The organism is Spirillospora sp. NPDC047418, from assembly GCF_040643275.1.
In the GTDB taxonomy this organism is placed as follows: Bacteria; Actinomycetota; Actinomycetes; order Streptosporangiales; family Streptosporangiaceae; genus Spirillospora.
The window spans coordinates 173,213-190,067 of record NZ_JBEYTW010000001.1; the positions used below are offsets into that span (position 1 = coordinate 173,213).

The 16,855-nt window shown below is 70.4% G+C and carries 14 protein-coding genes; 3 read left to right on the forward strand and 11 right to left on the reverse strand.

Features of this window, described 5'->3' with window-relative positions; genetic code table 11:
* Window positions 1-120 precede the first annotated feature (120 nt).
* Window positions 121-303 (forward strand): helix-turn-helix transcriptional regulator, encoded by a 183-nt coding sequence (locus ABZ806_RS00650; protein WP_500214466.1) that lies wholly within the window; start codon window positions 121-123, stop codon window positions 301-303.
* Entirely contained in the window at window positions 300-1,751 is a 1,452-nt protein-coding gene (locus ABZ806_RS00655) for a tyrosine-type recombinase/integrase (RefSeq protein ID WP_500214277.1), read from the forward strand. The genes ABZ806_RS00650 and ABZ806_RS00655 overlap by 4 nt, the downstream gene beginning before the upstream one ends.
* A 218-nt stretch (window positions 1,752-1,969) precedes the next feature.
* Here ABZ806_RS00655 and ABZ806_RS00660 read toward each other — a convergent pair whose 3' ends face one another.
* The 10 genes from ABZ806_RS00660 to ABZ806_RS00705 form a co-directional block, all read right to left on the reverse strand.
* Window positions 1,970-2,215 (reverse strand): hypothetical protein, encoded by a 246-nt coding sequence (locus ABZ806_RS00660; RefSeq protein ID WP_500214279.1) that lies wholly within the window; start codon window positions 2,213-2,215, stop codon window positions 1,970-1,972.
* 12 nt (window positions 2,216-2,227) lie between these two features.
* A complete protein-coding gene (locus ABZ806_RS00665; protein WP_500214281.1) occupies window positions 2,228-3,166 on the reverse strand; it encodes a hypothetical protein in 939 nt (312 codons plus the stop codon).
* A 71-nt stretch (window positions 3,167-3,237) separates the two neighbouring features.
* Window positions 3,238-4,128, reverse strand: coding sequence for an SRPBCC family protein (locus tag ABZ806_RS00670; RefSeq protein ID WP_500214283.1), 891 nt, complete (start codon window positions 4,126-4,128; stop codon window positions 3,238-3,240).
* 103 nt (window positions 4,129-4,231) lie between these two features.
* A complete protein-coding gene (locus tag ABZ806_RS00675; protein ID WP_500214285.1) occupies window positions 4,232-5,212 on the reverse strand; it encodes an NAD(P)-dependent alcohol dehydrogenase in 981 nt (326 codons plus the stop codon).
* 144 nt (window positions 5,213-5,356) lie between these two features.
* On the reverse strand, window positions 5,357-6,076 hold the full coding sequence (locus tag ABZ806_RS00680; protein ID WP_500214287.1) for a TetR/AcrR family transcriptional regulator C-terminal domain-containing protein: 720 nt from the start codon (window positions 6,074-6,076) through the stop codon (window positions 5,357-5,359).
* A 51-nt stretch (window positions 6,077-6,127) separates the two neighbouring features.
* Window positions 6,128-7,096 carry a suppressor of fused domain protein gene (locus ABZ806_RS00685; RefSeq protein WP_500214289.1) on the reverse strand — a complete coding sequence of 323 codons (969 nt, stop codon included), beginning with the start codon at window positions 7,094-7,096 and terminating at the stop codon, window positions 6,128-6,130.
* Between the two features lie 97 nt (window positions 7,097-7,193).
* Window positions 7,194-7,433 carry a hypothetical protein gene (locus ABZ806_RS00690; protein WP_500214290.1) on the reverse strand — a complete coding sequence of 80 codons (240 nt, stop codon included), beginning with the start codon at window positions 7,431-7,433 and terminating at the stop codon, window positions 7,194-7,196.
* A 77-nt stretch (window positions 7,434-7,510) separates the two neighbouring features.
* Complete coding sequence (locus tag ABZ806_RS00695; RefSeq protein ID WP_500214291.1) at window positions 7,511-8,434, reverse strand: hypothetical protein; 924 nt, start codon at window positions 8,432-8,434, stop codon at window positions 7,511-7,513.
* 173 nt (window positions 8,435-8,607) lie between these two features.
* A complete protein-coding gene (locus ABZ806_RS00700) occupies window positions 8,608-11,133 on the reverse strand; it encodes a multicopper oxidase domain-containing protein (protein WP_500214293.1) in 2,526 nt (841 codons plus the stop codon).
* The gene (locus ABZ806_RS00705; RefSeq protein ID WP_500214296.1) at window positions 11,130-12,299 is read right to left on the reverse strand and encodes a DUF8744 domain-containing protein; all 1,170 of its coding nucleotides are present in this window, start codon (window positions 12,297-12,299) and stop codon (window positions 11,130-11,132) included. The genes ABZ806_RS00700 and ABZ806_RS00705 overlap by 4 nt, the downstream gene beginning before the upstream one ends.
* Before the next feature lie 59 nt (window positions 12,300-12,358).
* On the opposite strand from ABZ806_RS00705, the gene ABZ806_RS00710 reads away from it, so the two are divergent.
* Complete coding sequence (locus tag ABZ806_RS00710; RefSeq protein WP_500214298.1) at window positions 12,359-13,138, forward strand: DUF2249 domain-containing protein; 780 nt, start codon at window positions 12,359-12,361, stop codon at window positions 13,136-13,138.
* 87 nt (window positions 13,139-13,225) lie between these two features.
* On the opposite strand, the gene metH is transcribed toward ABZ806_RS00710, so the two are convergent.
* Window positions 13,226-16,831, reverse strand: a complete 3,606-nt coding sequence (gene metH / locus ABZ806_RS00715; protein WP_500214299.1) for a methionine synthase — start codon at window positions 16,829-16,831, stop codon at window positions 13,226-13,228.
* Between the last annotated feature and the right edge of the window lie 24 nt (window positions 16,832-16,855).

Below are 16,855 nucleotides of genomic sequence, written 5' to 3' on the forward strand. Positions count from 1 at the left end.
GGCAGAAATTGGCCGTTACCGGTCGTTGGTCACCTGCTCTCGTGTCTGCATTTCGGTTGGCCCGTGGCTGGCCCGTAGCGGGAAATTCCGGGGTGGTTCCTGATGGCCTCCGTTGATGTTATGTCGGTCCGTGATGTGGCCTCTGAGCTGCATGTAGCGCGCTCTACGGTGTATCGGTGGCTCTCGACGGGGCGCGGCCCTAAAGCGTTCCGGCTCCCGAACAATGAGCTGAGAATTGTGCGCGCAGATTTTATAGAATGGCTTCATCGGCTCGGAACGGACGGAACGGAGTTGGTTCGGTGATCAAGGCCCAAGACGTTCAATTCTGGCAGATCCGCAAGCGCGCGAACAGGCGCAAGCCGTGGGAAGTGCGCTGGCGCGTGGATGCCGCGCAGTTCTCCCGGTCCTACCTGACCAAAGCACTCGGCGAGACCTACCGGGCGGGCCTGGTGGCGGCGGCCCGCAACGGTGAGGTGTTCAGCCTGGCGACCGGTGAACCGGTCTCCTGGGAGCGCAGCACCGAAACCTTCTACTCCCTGGCGCGCTCCTACGCTGCGATGCGGTGGGCCGACTCCCCGGCCAACTCCCGCAAGTGCACCGCTGACCAGCTCGTCCCGATCACGCTCGCGCTCCTCGACCCGCGCAAAGCCAAGCGCAACCGTCCCGCTGACGCGCTGCTCCGGCGCGCACTGCGCTCGTACGCGTTCATCCCTCCCACCTGGGAGCGGCCCGTACCCGATGACGTCGCCTCCGCGCTGGCGTGGCTGGCGGACGCCTCCCGTCCGCTGGCTGACCTGACCGACGCCGAGGTGATCCGGGACGGACTGTCGGCGCTGGCCCTGAACATCAACGGCAAGCGCGCGGCGGCCAAGACCCTCGCGCGGCGGCGCGGCGTCTGGCATACCTGCCTGGAATACGCGGTAGAACGCAAGCTCCTCGCGGTCAACCCGGTGACCGGGATCAAGATCAAGCGCGCCCGGATCACTGACGCCGTCGACCCGCGCGCGGTGCCCAACCTGGAACAGGCGCGGCGGCTGCTGGCGGCGGTGGCGGGCCTGACCAACGGCAAGGGGCGCGGCCCGCACATGGCGGCCTTCTTCGCCGTGCTCTACTACGCGGGACTTCGTCCCGCTGAGGCGCGACACCTGCGCGGCGATGACCTGACCCTGCCCGCCTCCGGCTGGGGGTCGGCCACCCTGTCGGGAAGCACTCCCGACGTGGGAGACAAGTGGACCGATGACGGCGGCCAGTACGACCGGCGCTCCCTCAAGCACCGTCCGGCCGGTGACGTGCGCGTGGTCCCACTGCCTCCCGTCCTGGTCGCGCTGCTGCGCGCACACCTGGAGCGGTGGGGGACGGCTCCTGACGGGCGGGTGTTCTTCGACACGGCGGCCGGTGCCGACCACGCGCCGATCACCAACGTGATGTACGGCGGGCTGTGGCGGCGGGCGCGGGGCCTCGCGCTGACCGACTCCGAGCACGCGGCGGGCCTGGCCAAGCGGCCCTACGACCTGCGGCACGGCTGCGCGTCCCTGCTGCTCAACTCCGGCGTTCCCGCAACCGAGATAGCGCGCCGACTGGGACACTCCCTAACGGTCCTGCTGTCCACATACGCGCACTGGTTCACCGGCATGGAAGAAGAAGCAAACCGGCTCATTGATGCTGCTCTGAGCGGCTCTGAGCCCTCCGCGAACGACTCCGACACCGACGGGCTATCCACGGGCCAAACCCCCGGCCCGGCGGACGCGTAGCCTCGTTTCCCCAGGTCAAAAGCCTAAAGAGACGAGACTACGCATTCACCGCAGGTCAACGCATCCGGTGAACCTTGGTGGCCACCGCACTAGCCCCCTCCGGGCGGACGGGCATTCCGAGCGCGGTACATGCCCGTCCGTCCGGAAGTTCAGTGCGGTTCGCCAGCGGCAACGCCACGCAAACTGCGCGGTCGGGACGCTCTGGGCCAGCCTGCGGGTCAGAGTGAGCCTGGGAGTGGGGGCAGTTTGGCTTCTATCGTGTAGTGGATTTCGACGTCGCGGTAGGTGACGTGTTCTTCCACCTCGTCGGGCAGGTTGGTTCGTGTGCTTCCGGAGGTGGATTCCACGGCGGCGTCGCCGGTGAACACCACCGAGTTTTCGGGGGCGGTGTTGAAGCGGAGTTCGTCGGCCTTCACGTCGGCCGCGAAGAGGATCTCCACCGGTGGCGTTTCATCGTGGTCCATGGTGATGCCTCCTCAGCCGGATGAGCGCGTGAGCACGCGGAGGAGGGCGCGTCCCAGGTCGCGCACGGACTCCTCGGTCTCGTGGAGAGCGTCCTGGAGTGTCGCGCCCTTTTCTTGCTCGTCGTCGTCGGCTTCGTTCGCCGTGCCCGGCTCGGTTTGCTCGTTGTCGCTCTCGGGCTTTCTGGAGTCTGCCTCAGGGGCTTTCGGCTCGTTTTCGGAGTCTGCGTCAGGCGCCTTGCCGTTAACGCTTTCGGAGGGCCCGCTCCCCGTCGCATCGCGGACGACACCGCCGGCTTCTCGCCCCACGCCACGGGCCGCGTCCCCAGTGCCCGTCCCCACGTCGCGGACGGCGCCACCGGCCCCCGTGCCCACGTCCTCGACGGCGTTCCCGGCTCCCGTGCCCACATCGCGGACAGCGCCACCGGCTCCCGTGCCAACGTCCCGTACGGCACCGCCAGCCCCCGTGCCCACGTCCTGGACGGCGTTCCCGGCTCCCGTGCCCACGTCGCGGACGGCGTTGCCGGCGCCCGCGCCGACGCTGTCGACTGCTCCGCCGGCGCCGCGACCCACGTCGCGGACGGCGCCGCCCGCCCCCGTCCCGATGTCGCGGACGGCGGTTCTCGTTCCGGCCCCGACGTCGCGCACCGCCGCCTCCACGCCGCGGCCGACGTGCTGGAGGATCTCCGGGTTGCGTTCGATCGTGGTGAGCAGACGGTCGACGATCACGGCCACGTTGTCGAGCCGGACGTCGAGGAGCGCCTGCGCCTCGACGCCCTTGATCCCCAGGTCGACCCGGCCGAGGACGACGTCCGCGCCCACGTTCAGCCGGAGCAGGTCGAGGACCTCGGCGGAGAGGGAGACGCGCGCCCGCAGGTCCTCGACCTCGAGCGTGATCTCGTCCACCTTGAGCTGCGGTACGTCGAGGTGGACGTCCGGTCCGTCGTTGCCCATCGGTACCCCCGCGCCTCGGTCGGGCGTCATTGTCCACTCACCTCGCTGCCCAGGCCCGGCGGGCGAAAACGTCAGCCATGGGCGCCCGCCTCCGCCCGGTCCCGGGACTCCTCCTTGACCGCGTCCTCGTGGGTCTTGACCACCTCGCCGTCGCGGATCTCGCCGCGCCAGCCCTCGATCTCCGCCTGGTTCAGCAGCGTCTGCGTCATCATGTGCCGCTTGACGTGCTTGAAGTCGAGGCGGAGGCGGCGGCCCTGGGCGCGCCAGAGGTTCGCGGTCTTCTCGACGAAGCCGTCCGGGTGGTATTCGGCCACGAGCAGCACGCGCGTCATGGTGGGCGCGAGTTCGTGGAAGGTCACGGCCCCGTCGACGTAGCCCTTGGCGCCCTTGGACTTCCAGACGATCCGCTCGTCCGGGACCTGCTCGGTGATCGTCGACTCCCAGTCGCGGTGCGAGAAGAAGATCCGGGCGCGCCAGTTGATCTTCTCGTCGGACTCCTGCTCCACGCTCTCCACCTTGCTGGTGAAGGTCGGGAAGTCGGCGAACTGAGTCCACTGGTCGTAGGCGACCCGCCGCGGCAGCCCGACGTCGAACTCTTCGACGATGGTGACCGCCTTGGCCTCGTCAGCGCCAGCGCCGCCTCCTCCGCCGCCGCCCACGGCGTTCTGCACCTTCTCCTTCGCCTTGTGCGGTGAGGCGCCCTGCACGAGTTTCTTGACGCCCGTCGCCGCCTTGATGCCGGTCGCCAGCTTGCCGCCGCCGCCCCCACCGTCGGTGTCGGCGGCGTCGGTGATCCGCTGCGCCATGCCCTCGATCCGGTCGCCGCTCTTTTGGAGCGTCCGCACCATGAGCGCCTGGCCGAGGTCCCGGACGGCGTCCTTGAGCTGCCCGACCGGGAGGTCCCTGGCCTTGTCGTTGCCGTTGCCGTTGCCTCCGGCGTCCGTTCCCGTCACGGCCACCACTTCGCTTCCTCGTTGAGGTCCTCTCTTCTCACCCAGCCCCTAGCCCGCGATAGCGGGACGAAACGAAAGATCTACTCGCCCTATGCGCGGCGGCGGCAAGTCGTCAGAAGGTGATGGCGACCTTGCCCCGGGCGTGGCCGGGCTCGATGTAGCGGAGCGCGTCGGGGATCTCGGCGAACGGGAACGTGCGGTCGATGACGGGTGTGAGCTGGTCCTTCTCCACGAGTTCCGCCAGGTGGCGGAGGTCCGCGGAGTTGGGTTTCCAGCTGACGGTCGCGATGCGCTGGCCGACGAACGGGGACGCGAGGGCGCCGCGGAGCTGCTGCGCGGCGGGGCCAAGCAGGCGGCCGCGGCCGGAGGCGATGCCGCCGACGAGCACGAGCGTCCCGCGCGAGGTCAGGGGGCGGCGCAGTCGGGCCAGTGACCGGTTGCCCACGATGTCCATGAGCAGGTCGTATCGTCCCTTCCGGTCGGTGAAGTCTTCGCGGGTGTAGTCGATGACGTCGTCCGCGCCCAGGGAACGGACGAGTTCGACGTTCCGGGTGCTGCACACGCCGGTGACCTCGGCTCCGAGCGCCTTGGCGAGTTGGACGGCGAACGTGCCGATCCCGCCGGACGCCCCGTTGACGAGGACCCGCTGCCCGGCGGCGATCTTCCCGGCGTCCCGCAGCCCCTGCAGCGCGGTGTGCGCGGCCATCGACACCGACGCCGCCTGCTCGAACGTGAGGCGGGCGGGCTTGGCGGCCAGCCTGTCCTGCGGGACGGCGACGGCCTCGGCGAACGAACCCAGCCGGACCTCGCCGAAGACCTCGTCCCCCGGACGGAAATCCGTGACGTCGTCGCCGACCCGCTCGACGACGCCGGCCAGATCGGCGCCGAGGATGAGGCCCCGCTTCGGGCGGCGCAGGCCGTTGGCGAGCCGCGCCAGTGCCGGGTCGGCGCGCACGTGCCGCCAGTCGTAGGGGTTGACGGACGCGGCCCGGACGCGCACGAGCACGTCGTCCCGGGCGACGGCGGGTTCGGCGACGTCCTTGAGGGTCATGACGTCGGGCGGGCCGTAGCGGTCCCAGGTCCAGGCTTTCATGGCGCCGTCCTTCCGGATGCGGGTGTCCCCGGCCGACGCGTCGTACGCCGTAAGGTTGTCATACGTCGTAAGGTAATCGTACGGCGTAAGGCAGTCAAGAGAGGATCGGGTGACGACGAAACGGGATGCCAGGCGGTCGTCGGGCTACAGGCCGGCGGCGCGGCGCCGCTCCAGCCCCTCCAGGATCAGATCCAGCGCGAACTCGAACTCGAACTGGTCGTCGCAGAAGCCGAGGGTGCCGTCCGGGTTGTCGTGGACGGCGTCCCCGAGCATTCCGGCGATGTTCGGGAACTGCTCGGCCATGCCCTCCGCCAGCGCGGCGCCCTCGGCGTTCGACGTCCCGGCGCCGTCCGCCCGGAAGAGCTCCTGGGTGAACCCGAGGGCGCGGCTGCCGAGGACGTGCAGCGCGCGGTGCGCCAGGTCGAAGGAGAACCCGCCCGCACGAAGCAGCGCGACGACCCCGTCGTAGTAGGCGATGAGGAACGGGCTCGTGCTGGAGCGGGACTCGAGCACCTGCGGGGCCCACGGGTGGCGCAGCAGAACGTCCCGGGCGGCGAGGATCCGGCTGCGCAGCGCCGCCTGCCAGTCCTCGTCCGGGGACGGCCCACCGGCCTTCTCCACCGCCGCCATGATCTCCCCGAGGATCACCTCGACGACACCGTCGAAGACGGCCTGCTTGTTGGCGACGTGGTGGTACAGCGACATCGCCTCGACCCCGACCTCCTGCGCCAACCGGCGCATGGTGAGGGAGTCGAGGCCGTCGCGGTCGGCGAGGCCCACGGCGGCACGCAGCACCCGCCTCCGGCTCAGCGGAATGCGCGGCTGCTCGGCCGGATCGTCGTCAACGTCGGTGGGTGTGATCATGGATGTTCCTCCCGACCACCCTACCCATACGCAGTAAGTCTCCCCCGCCCCTCAGGGGACGACGGTCACGGTCAGGCCGTCCACCCGGTAGGTGCCGGGCTGCGGCCGGATCGCCTCGGCGATGCCGTGGCAGACGGCGTCCGGGAGCGTGATCTCCAGGGCCTCGCCGGCACCGTTCCAGGTGACCTGCGGGCCCGGCAGCAGACCGACGGGACGGCCCGGACCGCGCAGGATCAGCGGGTTCCCATGCGGGACGCGCGCGGGCAGCACCCGAGTGAACTGCGGAACGTGCTGCACACCGATCTCCAGCACAACGCCATTGGACGTGTCGGCGCCGAGTTGGTGGAAGAACAGAAAGCCCGTGCCGGAGCCCTCACGCCGCGACCCTTCGTGAACCGTCCGCGCCACCCCGGGGACGTCCGCGAGCGACATCCGGTCCAGATTGGTCACCAGCGCCGGAAGATGCGACGAGATGGCACCGACGAGGCCCTCGACATGCCACGACTGGGCGGCGTGAAGCTCGTCGGTCGTGATGCCGACGAACTGCAGGAAGGCGACCTTCCCAAGCGAAGTGTCGGCACGGCCGAGTTCGGGATCGAGGACGAACGCGCCCGCGCGGATCGCCGATCCGGGACGGTCGGGATCCAGCGGATTCGGGAACTCGATGTAGTGCCCCGCCTCGAAGTCGTTACCGCTCTTCGCGACATACGACGCCAGATTCTCCAGGTGCCCCATCGCCCAGTTCGGCGCGGCCGTCTCCCCAGGTCGGCGCGGCACCCGCAGCGTGAACTCGTAGCCGCGCTCCTCGAACGGCGCGGTCAGCGCATATCCGATGAGATGCCAGTGCGGCACGGGTTCGTCCCGCGGATAGACGGCGATCGTGTTGGTGACGAACTGCCCCATCGGCATCGGCCCCATGGGCCGGTAGGGCATCTGCGCGTCCCACTCCAGTCGCTGCGCGTCCCCGTACCGTGCCTTGAGCACCCCGTCGATCGCGTTCCACCCGTCAACGTTCTGCATCCCGCTCCCTCTGGACGAACCACACGTCCCGTACAGACGCACGAAACCTGATCTTGGTTCACCCCTTCGCGACCGCCGCCGCGCGAAAGCAGCAGCGTCAATCGAGGAGGGACTCGGCCGCATCCATGACAGCGGCGCGGTGGATCCAGCGCTCCAACTGGTCGGTGTCGGTACAGCTCATAACGCGCTCGCGGATCTCCTCGGGAATGGTGATCCCGCGGGTCTCCAGCACGATCGCCAGCGCCGTGGCCATCCCCTCGGCGAACCCCTCACCGAAACCCTTGGCGCGATTGGTGCTGGCCATGCGCGACTGCCATTCGTAGTGCTCGAGGATCACGATCTCTTCCCGTAACGGTTGTGCGGGCATTGGACGGCCCCGCCCCCACGCACGAAGGACGGGGCCGGGACGAATCGTCAGTCGAGGAGGTCTTCCGCCTTGTCGATGTCGGCGGCGCGCTTCCCCCAGCGCTCGAGCTGGTCGGTGTCGGTGCAGCTCATCACGCGCTCACTAACAGCGTCAGGGATGGTGAGCCCGCGAGCCTCCAGCATGAGCAAGAGCATCTTCGCCTCGCCCTTGGCCTGACCCTTGGCCTCGCCGATGGCTTCACCCCTCGCCTCGCCGATGGCCTCGCCTTTGGCGATGTGGGACTTGGCGAAGTCGGACTGCCACTCGTATCCGGCGGTCTGCACGATCTCCTCCAGGAGCTTGCGGGCTGATTCGGAGAGCTGACTCACCAGGTAGTCATGGTACAGCTCAGCGGCTTGCTTGGTCTTTTCGTCCCTCGTCGGGGCGTCGATGGCGGCGGCCACACTGGCCAGGACGGCGTGGGCGTCCGGGCCGTCGGCATAGGCGGAGGCGGTGAAAACGGCCAGTTCGGGCAGTCGGCGGGCCTCGGCCGGATCGGTGACCGCCGGCAGCATCCCGGGGTGGACGGTCAGCGGCTTGAGCACCCATTCCGGGTGTCCCATGTCGATCGGCTGGGCGCAGGCGCGGGCGACGGACGGAGTAGGGCAGAAGACCAGCAGCGTCACCGGGCACTTGTGCCGATGGCGCAGGAGGGCCGTGTACGCGGGCCAGCTGAAGGTCTTCTCCTCGTCGTAGCGCAGTTGCGACTCCACAATGGTGCCGTGGCTGGGCTTCTTGGGGTCATCGAGGAGGACGGTGGCGTCGCAGCGCAACTCGGCCGGCCTCAGGTCCGCGAAGGACTCGGACGTGATCGTCGCGCTGTCGTCGTCCCCGGACATGTCCAGGCCGAAGACGGTCCGCAATATCGTCGGGACGAGGGTCGGTCGGCTGCGGACCATCGCCAGCGGCACCTCGTGTTCTGTGGACGGCATGGCGAGCAAACTACCGGTAATCGACTCGTCTCTGTGTGTTAAAGCGACTTGGTGCGCGGGTCATTTGACAATGTAGTCAAGGTGGGTCGTTTCCCTTGGTCACCGGCGGCACGGCGGGGCGCCCGCTTTGCCGGTTAGTGGCGAGTTGTGGGGCCAGGCAGAGGCTAGGTCTGTCAGTCGGTGACCTTCAGAATGCCGTGGGCGCCGGATTCTCCGTGCCGCATGTCATGGTCGACGAACGGGTAGTGGCCGGCCTCGGGGACGACCGTCTCGACGAAACCGCCCTGACCGGGCGCCAGGTCCAGGATCTGGGAGCCGCCCGGGTCTCCCTTGCGCAGCAGGTAGGCACCCTCCTTGTACACGGTGTCGAACTGCGCGCCGACGATATGGAACGCCGTACCGGTGGACGGGCCCGCGTCCACCACCCAGACGCGGACCCGGTCGCCGACACGGGCTGTCAGCGGGGCGTGGTCGTAGCCGGCGGCGGTGCCGTTGAACATCCACGCGTCCGGGCGGCCGTCGCGCATCTTGGCCACCTGCGCCTCTGAGCCCGGCTGCCCGAGGTACAGCTCGCCTTGGACGAGCACGTATTCGCGGTCCACCGACGGCAGGTCGGGCGGGTCGATGATGACCGCGCCGTACATGCCGTTGGCGATGTGCTGCAGCATCGGCATCGTCGAGCAGTGATACAACCACGCCCCCGCATGCTCGGCCTTGAACCGGTAGGTCAACCGCTCACCCGGCTGAATCGTGCGCATCGGCACATCCGGCGCCAGCGAACCCGCATGGAAATCGATCCCGTGGCCCATGGTGGTGTCGTTGACCAGGGTGATCACGAAGACATCGCCGATCTTGCCGCGCAGCACCGGAGCCGGCACCGTCCCACCGAACGTCCACATCGTCTGCCGCACCCCCGGCGCGACCTCCAACTCGCGGTCGGTCGCATGCAACTCCAGGCGATGCTCCTTGGCACCGGGCGCGGGCTTGAGCGCAGCGTCGTAAGGCTTCCACCCCGGCGACATCGGTGCTGTCAGGTCGAGCTGCCCGGTCCCCATCGCCTGATGGTCCATCGACGGCATCGCGGACGGCGTGTGCGTCCCATGCCCGCCCGACGTCGTCTTGATCTGCATCGTCATCCCGGCCGCGCGATGACCGGGCACCGTGCACCAGCCGTCGATCGTGTCCTTCACCGACGGCACCGTCAGCGTCGCCGACTCCCCCGCATCCAGCATCGGCGTCGCCTGACCCGACTCCAACCGCAGGTCATGCCGCATCGCATCCTTGTTGGTCACCCGCAACACCAACCGAGTCCCGGGCGCTGCCTCGATCGTCCCCGGACGGATGCGCATATTGGCCAGCGTCACCTCCACCACCCGCGTCCCCGACGCGGTGACCGTTTGCGAGGACGACGAGTTGCCGTTCCCCGCCGTCACCCCGACGGCCAGCGCGGTCAAAAGGACACCCGCGGTGATGCCCGCGATCACCGGGGACGGACGGTGAGACCGGAGGATCGTCGCGATCGCCAGGACGACGAACGCGGCCAGCGCGGCGAGGACGGCGATCCATGCCGCGCGCGAAGCCCATTCGGGCACCGGGAGCACGAGCAGTGGCACCGCGACGTTGATCAACGCCACCCGCACGACCCAGAAGCGTTCGATCAGCGCCGAGTTCGCCTTCAACGCGGCCGGTCCGCCGCCCATGACCACGGGCAGCAGGAACGTCAGTGCGCCCAGCAGCGTCTGCCCCACGAAGCCGACCAGCACCAGCGGAAGCAGCCCGGAGAGACTCTGCCGCGAGGCGTCCACGATCAGCGTGGTGGCGAACCAGGCCGTCCCCGCCGCGAGCATCCAGGACGCGGCCGTATGCGGGCGCCGCTGCCGCAGCACGCGGACGAACGGGACCAGCGCCAGCGCGGCGGCACCCGCGTACACCAGCAGGCCGCCCACGACGACCCATCGCAGCGACGCGAGCAGGCCGCCCACCGCGACCGCGAGCCCCGGCACGGCGAAGCGCAGCGACCAGCGGGCGATCCGGCCCGTGCCGTCCACCATCCGGGTGCGCAGGACGGTCGGCCACAGCGTGAACAGCGTGCCCAGCACAGCGAGCCCGACCCACCCGAAGATGTTGACCTGCGCGTGCGCGGCGTGCAGCCGCTCGTGCCATTCGGGCTGGATGCGACCGGACGCCATCAGCCCGCCCATCGTCCCGCCGGTGATCAGCGCCGCGCCCGCCCACAGATACCAGGCCACGACGTGCGCGAACCGTCCGCCCAAGGCGCCTCGGCCGCGCAGGGCGAGCACCGCGACATGCGCCGCAACGACCCCGACGACGGCCACCGCACCGCCGACCGCGAGCGCCGCGAACCCCTCAGAGACCCCGTACAGCACCGCGACGATCCCGGCGTTCAGCACGGCCAGCCGCGTCACCGGCCACCAGTCGGGCGGAGCCTGGACGCGCAGCAGCGCCGACGCGAAGTGCTCCGTCCACGTGACGATCGCGTTGGTGACCGCGCCCAGCAGGAACAGGTGGATCAGCAGCCACTGCGGCATCGGCAGGTCATGCCGGACGAGGGCGGCGGCGACGGTCAGCGCCAGCCAGACCAGCACGACGCCGTTCGCGAGCGCGTGCCACATCGACCGCGAGCGGCGCGGTGCCGGGGGCGGTCCGCCCACCTTCGGACGCACACCGAGCGACGTCATGTCGGTTCCTTTCCGGCCGAGCCGGGTGCGGGCCCTCCCGCGGGGCGGGACGGGGCTCGTTTGACCAGGCGCGACGCGGCTGCGGCGCAGGCGCCGAAGAGCAGCAGGGACACCTCGCCGAGCACTCCCCCGGTCGTCCGGGCGAGGGAGACGCCGGCCAGGTCGCCCACGACCCGCAGCACCAGCGACGCGTGCAGCAGCGCGAGCGGAACGTACAGGATCGGGTGGTACGGCAGCCGGACCCGCAGGACAGCGGGCAGGATCACCGGCGCGTGCCCGAACACCATCGAGATCACGAAGCCGAGGAACACCGCGTGCAGCGCGGCGTCGTAGAAGCCGGTCGCCGACGGGACGCCGGCGGCGAGCCAGATGGCGCCGGCGATGGCGAGCCAGGCGTATCCGGCGAGCAGGCACGCGGCGGCGAACCGCGGCAGGCCCTTGACGCGGATGGTGCGGCGCGCGACATCGTGGACGGCGAACCAGGCGGCGAGCGCGATCATGCCGAGGCCGGTGAGGCGCCAGCCCGGCTCCGGCCACCACACGGAGACGGCCGCGCCCGCGCCGAGCAGCCCCGCCGCGGCGACGAGCCCGTCGGCCGCGCGGCGTCCCAGGGAGGCGACCCGGGACAGTTCGAGGCGTTCGCCCGCGATCGTGAGGATGAGGAAGGCGGCGAGCCACGGGACGATGTCGCCGACCGTCCGGCCGCCGATCCACAGCATGCCGCCGATGTACCAGGCGGCGGCGCCCGCGAGCTGGACGGCGAGGTCGCGTCCCGTCCGGCGGCCGAGGACCGTGATGTAGATCGCGACGAGCCAGCCGCCGGCGGCGGTGAGCAGCAGCCGTCCGGGGAGGGCGAACCCGGCGGCGGTGATGAGGCCGCCGGCCGCGGCGAGCGCGGGGGACGCGTAGGCCCACGGGCGGCCGAGGGCGACGGCGCGTTCCAGGGAGATCAGCGTGCCGAGGAAGCCGAGGGCCATCAGCGGTCCGTGCTGCTGCGCGAACGACGTGCGCGGCAGCGGGACGGGGAGGTCCAGGAGGCTGAGGGCGCCCCAGAGGGCGACGAGCAGGGTCAGCAGCGCGCCGGCGAGCAGCGGGAGCCGGCGCGCCGCCAGCCGGGGCGCGGCCTGGGGGCGTTGGTCCCGTACCCCGGTGACCTTATTCTCCATGGCAGCTATTATAAATACAAGTAGTGTTGTGAAAAACAGGCCGGCACCGAGGAGTGCTTATGACCACATCGACCGCCAGCCCGCAGCAGGAGACGGTGCGGGCGATTCTCGACCATCACGAGCGGCTCGGCCGGACGATGTCCGACCACGCGCTCACCATCGCCCGCGCCGCCGACCAGCTCACCGCCCCCTACGACCGGCGCGACAAGCTCGTCGCGTTCTGCACGGACGAGGTCATCCCGCACGCGGTGGCCGAGGAGGGGACGCTCTACAAGGCGGCCGAGGACCTGCCGGAGGCGCGGCTGCTGCTGCGCGCGATGCTGCGCGAGCACGTCGCCCTGCGCGAGAAGGTCGCCGAGCTCGCGGCGGCGCGCACGCCGTCGGAGGCGGTCGGCGCGGCGGCTGCGGTCAACGCCCTGTTCCAGTCGCACCTGCACAAGGAGAACGACCTGATCCTGCCCGCGCTGGTGGACGCGGGCGTCGACCTCGGCGCGCTGCTGGACGGCATGCACGAGATCCTCGGCGCGGGCGCGGCGTCCCACGACGACGGCCACCAGTGCACCTGCGGCGGCCACGACGCCCACCCGGGCGTGCCGGGCGCGACCGCCGAGGTGGACGGCGGCGAACTCGACGTGCGGGTCCTCGCCCACGGGCAGCGGCACCAGCAGATCTTCGCGACGTTCCAGGCGTTGTCGGCGGGGACGGCGTTCGTCCTGGTCAACGACCACGACCCGAAGCCGCTCTACTACCAGTTCGCCGCCCAGTTCCCCGGCGAGTTCAGCTGGGACTACGAGGAGGCCGGCCCGGAGGTCTGGCGGGTCCGCATCGGGCGTCCCTGAGCCCTCCACGAGACCCACGAGACACGCCTGACGGCCGCGGCGCGGTGGCCGTCAGGCGTTTTTTCCGTCCCGTCGGGAGCCGCCGTCCTACTTCGGGTCGTAGGAGAGGTTCGGGGCCAGCCAGCGCTCGACCTCGGTGACGGGGAGGTCGCAGCGGGCGGCGTAGTCCTCGACCTGGTCCTTGCCGATGCGGCCGACCGTGAAGTAGCGGGACGCCGGGTGCGCGAAGATCAGCCCGCTGACGCTGGCGCCGGGCGACATCGCGTACGACTCGGTGAGCTTCACGCCGATCCGGCCGGCGTCCAGCAGGTCGAACAGGGTCCGCTTCAGGCTGTGGTCGGGGCTCGCCGGGTAGCCGAGCGCCGGGCGGATGCCGCGGAACCTCTCGGCGTGCAGGTCGGCCAGGTCGGGTTCGGAGCCGGGCTCGAACCAGGCGCGGCGGGCCTCCAGGTGGACGTACTCGGCGGACGCCTCGGCGAGCCGGTCCGCGAGGGCCTTGACCATGATGGCCTTGTAGTCGTCGTTCTCCTCCTCGAACTTCGCGGCGAGGTCCTCGGCGCCGAGGACCGTCACGGCGAAGCCGCCGAGGTGGTCGCCGGCCGGGGCGATGTAGTCGGCGAGGCACCGGTTCGGGCGGCCCTCCGGCTTCGACGTCTGCTGCCGCAGCATCGGGAAGCGCGGCCCGCCGTCCAGCAGGATGTCGTCGCCCTCGGAGTGCGCGGGCCAGAACCCGTAGGCGCCGCACGCCTCGAACGAGCCGTCCGCGATGATCTGGTCGAGCAGTTCGTTGCCCTCGTCGAACAGTTCGCGCGCGACGGGCTGGTCGAGGATCGCCGGGTACTTGCCCTTCAGCTCCCAGGCCAGGAAGAAGAACTGCCAGTCGATCATCTCGCGGATCGCGGTGAGGTCCGGCCGGACGATCCGGACGCCGGTGAAGTCGGGCGTCGGAAGGTCGGAGAAGTCGACCTGCTCCCGGTTCGCACGGGCCTGCTCGAAGGTGAGCATCGGGCGGCGCTGCTTCTTCTCGTGCTGCTCGCGGAGGCGGGCCTGCTCCTCGCGGTTGGCGGTGTCCAGCGCGGCGGCGCGGTCCTTGTCCAGGAGGTCGGAGACGACGCCGACGACCCGGGACGCGTCCAGGACGTGCACGGTCGTCGCGTCGTAGGCGGGCGCGATCTTCACGGCGGTGTGCTGCCGGGACGTGGTGGCGCCGCCGATCAGCAGCGGCAGCCGCATCCCGCGCCGCTCCATCTCGGCGGCGACGGAGACCATCTCGTCCAGCGACGGGGTGATCAGGCCGGACAGCCCGACGGCGTCGGCGTTCTCGGCGATCGCGGTGTCGAGGATCTTGGCGGCGGGGACCATCACGCCGAGGTCCACGACGTCGTAGTTGTTGCAGCCGAGGACGACGCCGACGATGTTCTTGCCGATGTCGTGCACGTCGCCCTTCACCGTCGCGAGGACGATCTTGCCCTGGCCGCGGTCCTCCTGGACGCGGCCGGCGCGCAGCGCCTCCTCCTTCTCCTTCTCCATGAAGGGCTCCAGGTAGGCGACGGAGCGCTTCATCGCGCGGGCGCTCTTCACCACCTGCGGCAGGAACATCTTCCCCGCCCCGAACAGGTCGCCGACGATCTTCATGCCGTCCATCAGCGGGCCCTCGATGACGTCGAGGGGACGGGCGGCCTTCTGCCGGGCCTCCTCGGTGTCGTCCTCGATGAAGTCGACGATGCCGTGGACGAGCGCGTGCGAGAGGCGCTGCTCGACCGGCGCGTCCCGCCAGGAGAGGTCGACCTCGCGGACGGTGCCCTTGCCCTTGACGTTCTCGGCGAACGACACGAGCCGGTCGGTGGCGTCCGGGCGGCGGTCGAACAGGACGTCCTCGACCAGTTCGAGCAGGTCGGCGGGGATGTCCTCGTAGACGGCGAGCTGCCCGGCGTTCACGATGCCCATGTCGAGCCCGGCGCGGACGGCGTGGAGCAGGAACGCCGAGTGCATCGCCTCGCGGACGACCTCGTTGCCCCGGAACGAGAACGACAGGTTGGAGATGCCGCCGCTGGTGCGGACGCCGGGGCAGCGCTCCTTGATGCGCGGCAGCGCGTCGATGAACGCCTTCGCGTACCCGTTGTGCTCCTCGATGCCGGTCGCGACGGCGAGGACGTTCGGGTCGAAGATGATGTCCTCGGCCGGGAACCCGGCCTGCTGCGTCAGCAGGTCGTAGGCGCGCCCGCAGATCTCGACCTTGCGGTCGGCGGTGTCGGCCTGGCCCGTCTCGTCAAACGCCATGACGACGACGCCGGCGCCGAAGTCGCGGACGCGGCGGGCCTGCTGGAGGAAGGGCTCCTCGCCCTCCTTCAGGGAGATCGAGTTGACGACGCCCTTGCCCTGGACGGTCTTGAGCCCGGCCTCCAGGACGCTCCACCGGGAGCTGTCCACCATGATCGGGATGCGGGCCACCTCGGGCTCGGTCGCGATCAGGTTCAGGAACGTGGTCATCTCCCGCTCGCTCTCGAGCAGGTCGGCGTCCATGTTGACGTCGAGGAGGTTCGCGCCGCCGCGCACCTGCTCCAGCGCCACGTCCACCGCGGCCTGGTGGTCGCCCGCCTCGATGAGCTTGCGGAACCGCTTGGAGCCGGTGACGTTCGTGCGCTCGCCGATCATGACGAAGCCGGTGTCGGGGCCGATCGCGAACGGCTCCAGGCCGCTGAACCGGCTCGCCTTCGCGGGCCGCGCGACCTCGCGCGGCGCCGTCCCGCGCACCGCCTCGGCGATCTTCGCGATGTGCGCGGGGCCCGTCCCGCAGCAGCCGCCGACCAGGTTGACCAGGCCCGACTCGGCGAAGTCGCGCAGCAGGCCGCTGGTCTCCTCGGGCGTCTCGTCGTAGCCGCCGAACGCGTTCGGCAGGCCCGCGTTCGGGTGGCTGGCGACGTAGGTGCCGGCGAGCCGCGCCAGGTCCTCCACGTGCGGGCGCATCTCCGCGGCGCCGAGGGAGCAGTTCACGCCGACGACCAGCGGCTCGGCGTGCTCGATCGAGCGCCAGAACGCCTCGACGGTCTGCCCGGACAGCGTCCGCCCGGACAGGTCGACGATCGTCACCGAGATCCACAGCGGCAACTCGGGCGCGACCTCGCGCGCGGCGGCGATCGCGGCCTTGGCGTTCAGCGTGTCGAAGATCGTCTCGATCAGCAGCAGGTCGACGCCGCCCTCGGCGAGCCCGGCCATCTGCTGCGCGTAGGCGTCCTTGACCTTGTCGAACGTGACGGCGCGGTAGGCCGGGTCCTCGACGCGGGGCGACAGCGACAGCGTCACGTTGAGGGGCCCGACGGAACCGGCGACGAACCGGCCCTCGTACTCGTCGGCCGCCTGCCGCGCGAGCCGCGCGCCCTGCACGTTCATCTCGTGGACGAGGCCCTCGAGGCCGTAGTCGGCCTGGCCGATGCTCGTCGCGGTGAACGTGTTGGTCGTGGTGATGTCGGCGCCGGCGTCCAGGTACTGCCGGTGGACGTCCAGGATCACGTCCGGCCGGGTCAGGTTCAGCAGGTCGGGGTCGCCGGTGACGTCCTTCTCGTGGTCGCCGCCGATGCGGTCGCCGCGGTAGTCCTCGGGGGTGAGCCCCGCGCCCTGGAGCATCGTGCCCCAGGCGCCGTCGAGCACCGCGATCCGCTCGTCCAGAAGCTCGCGGAGATTGGTGTGGGTCATCGGTTTTCGAGCACCTCCCAGTTC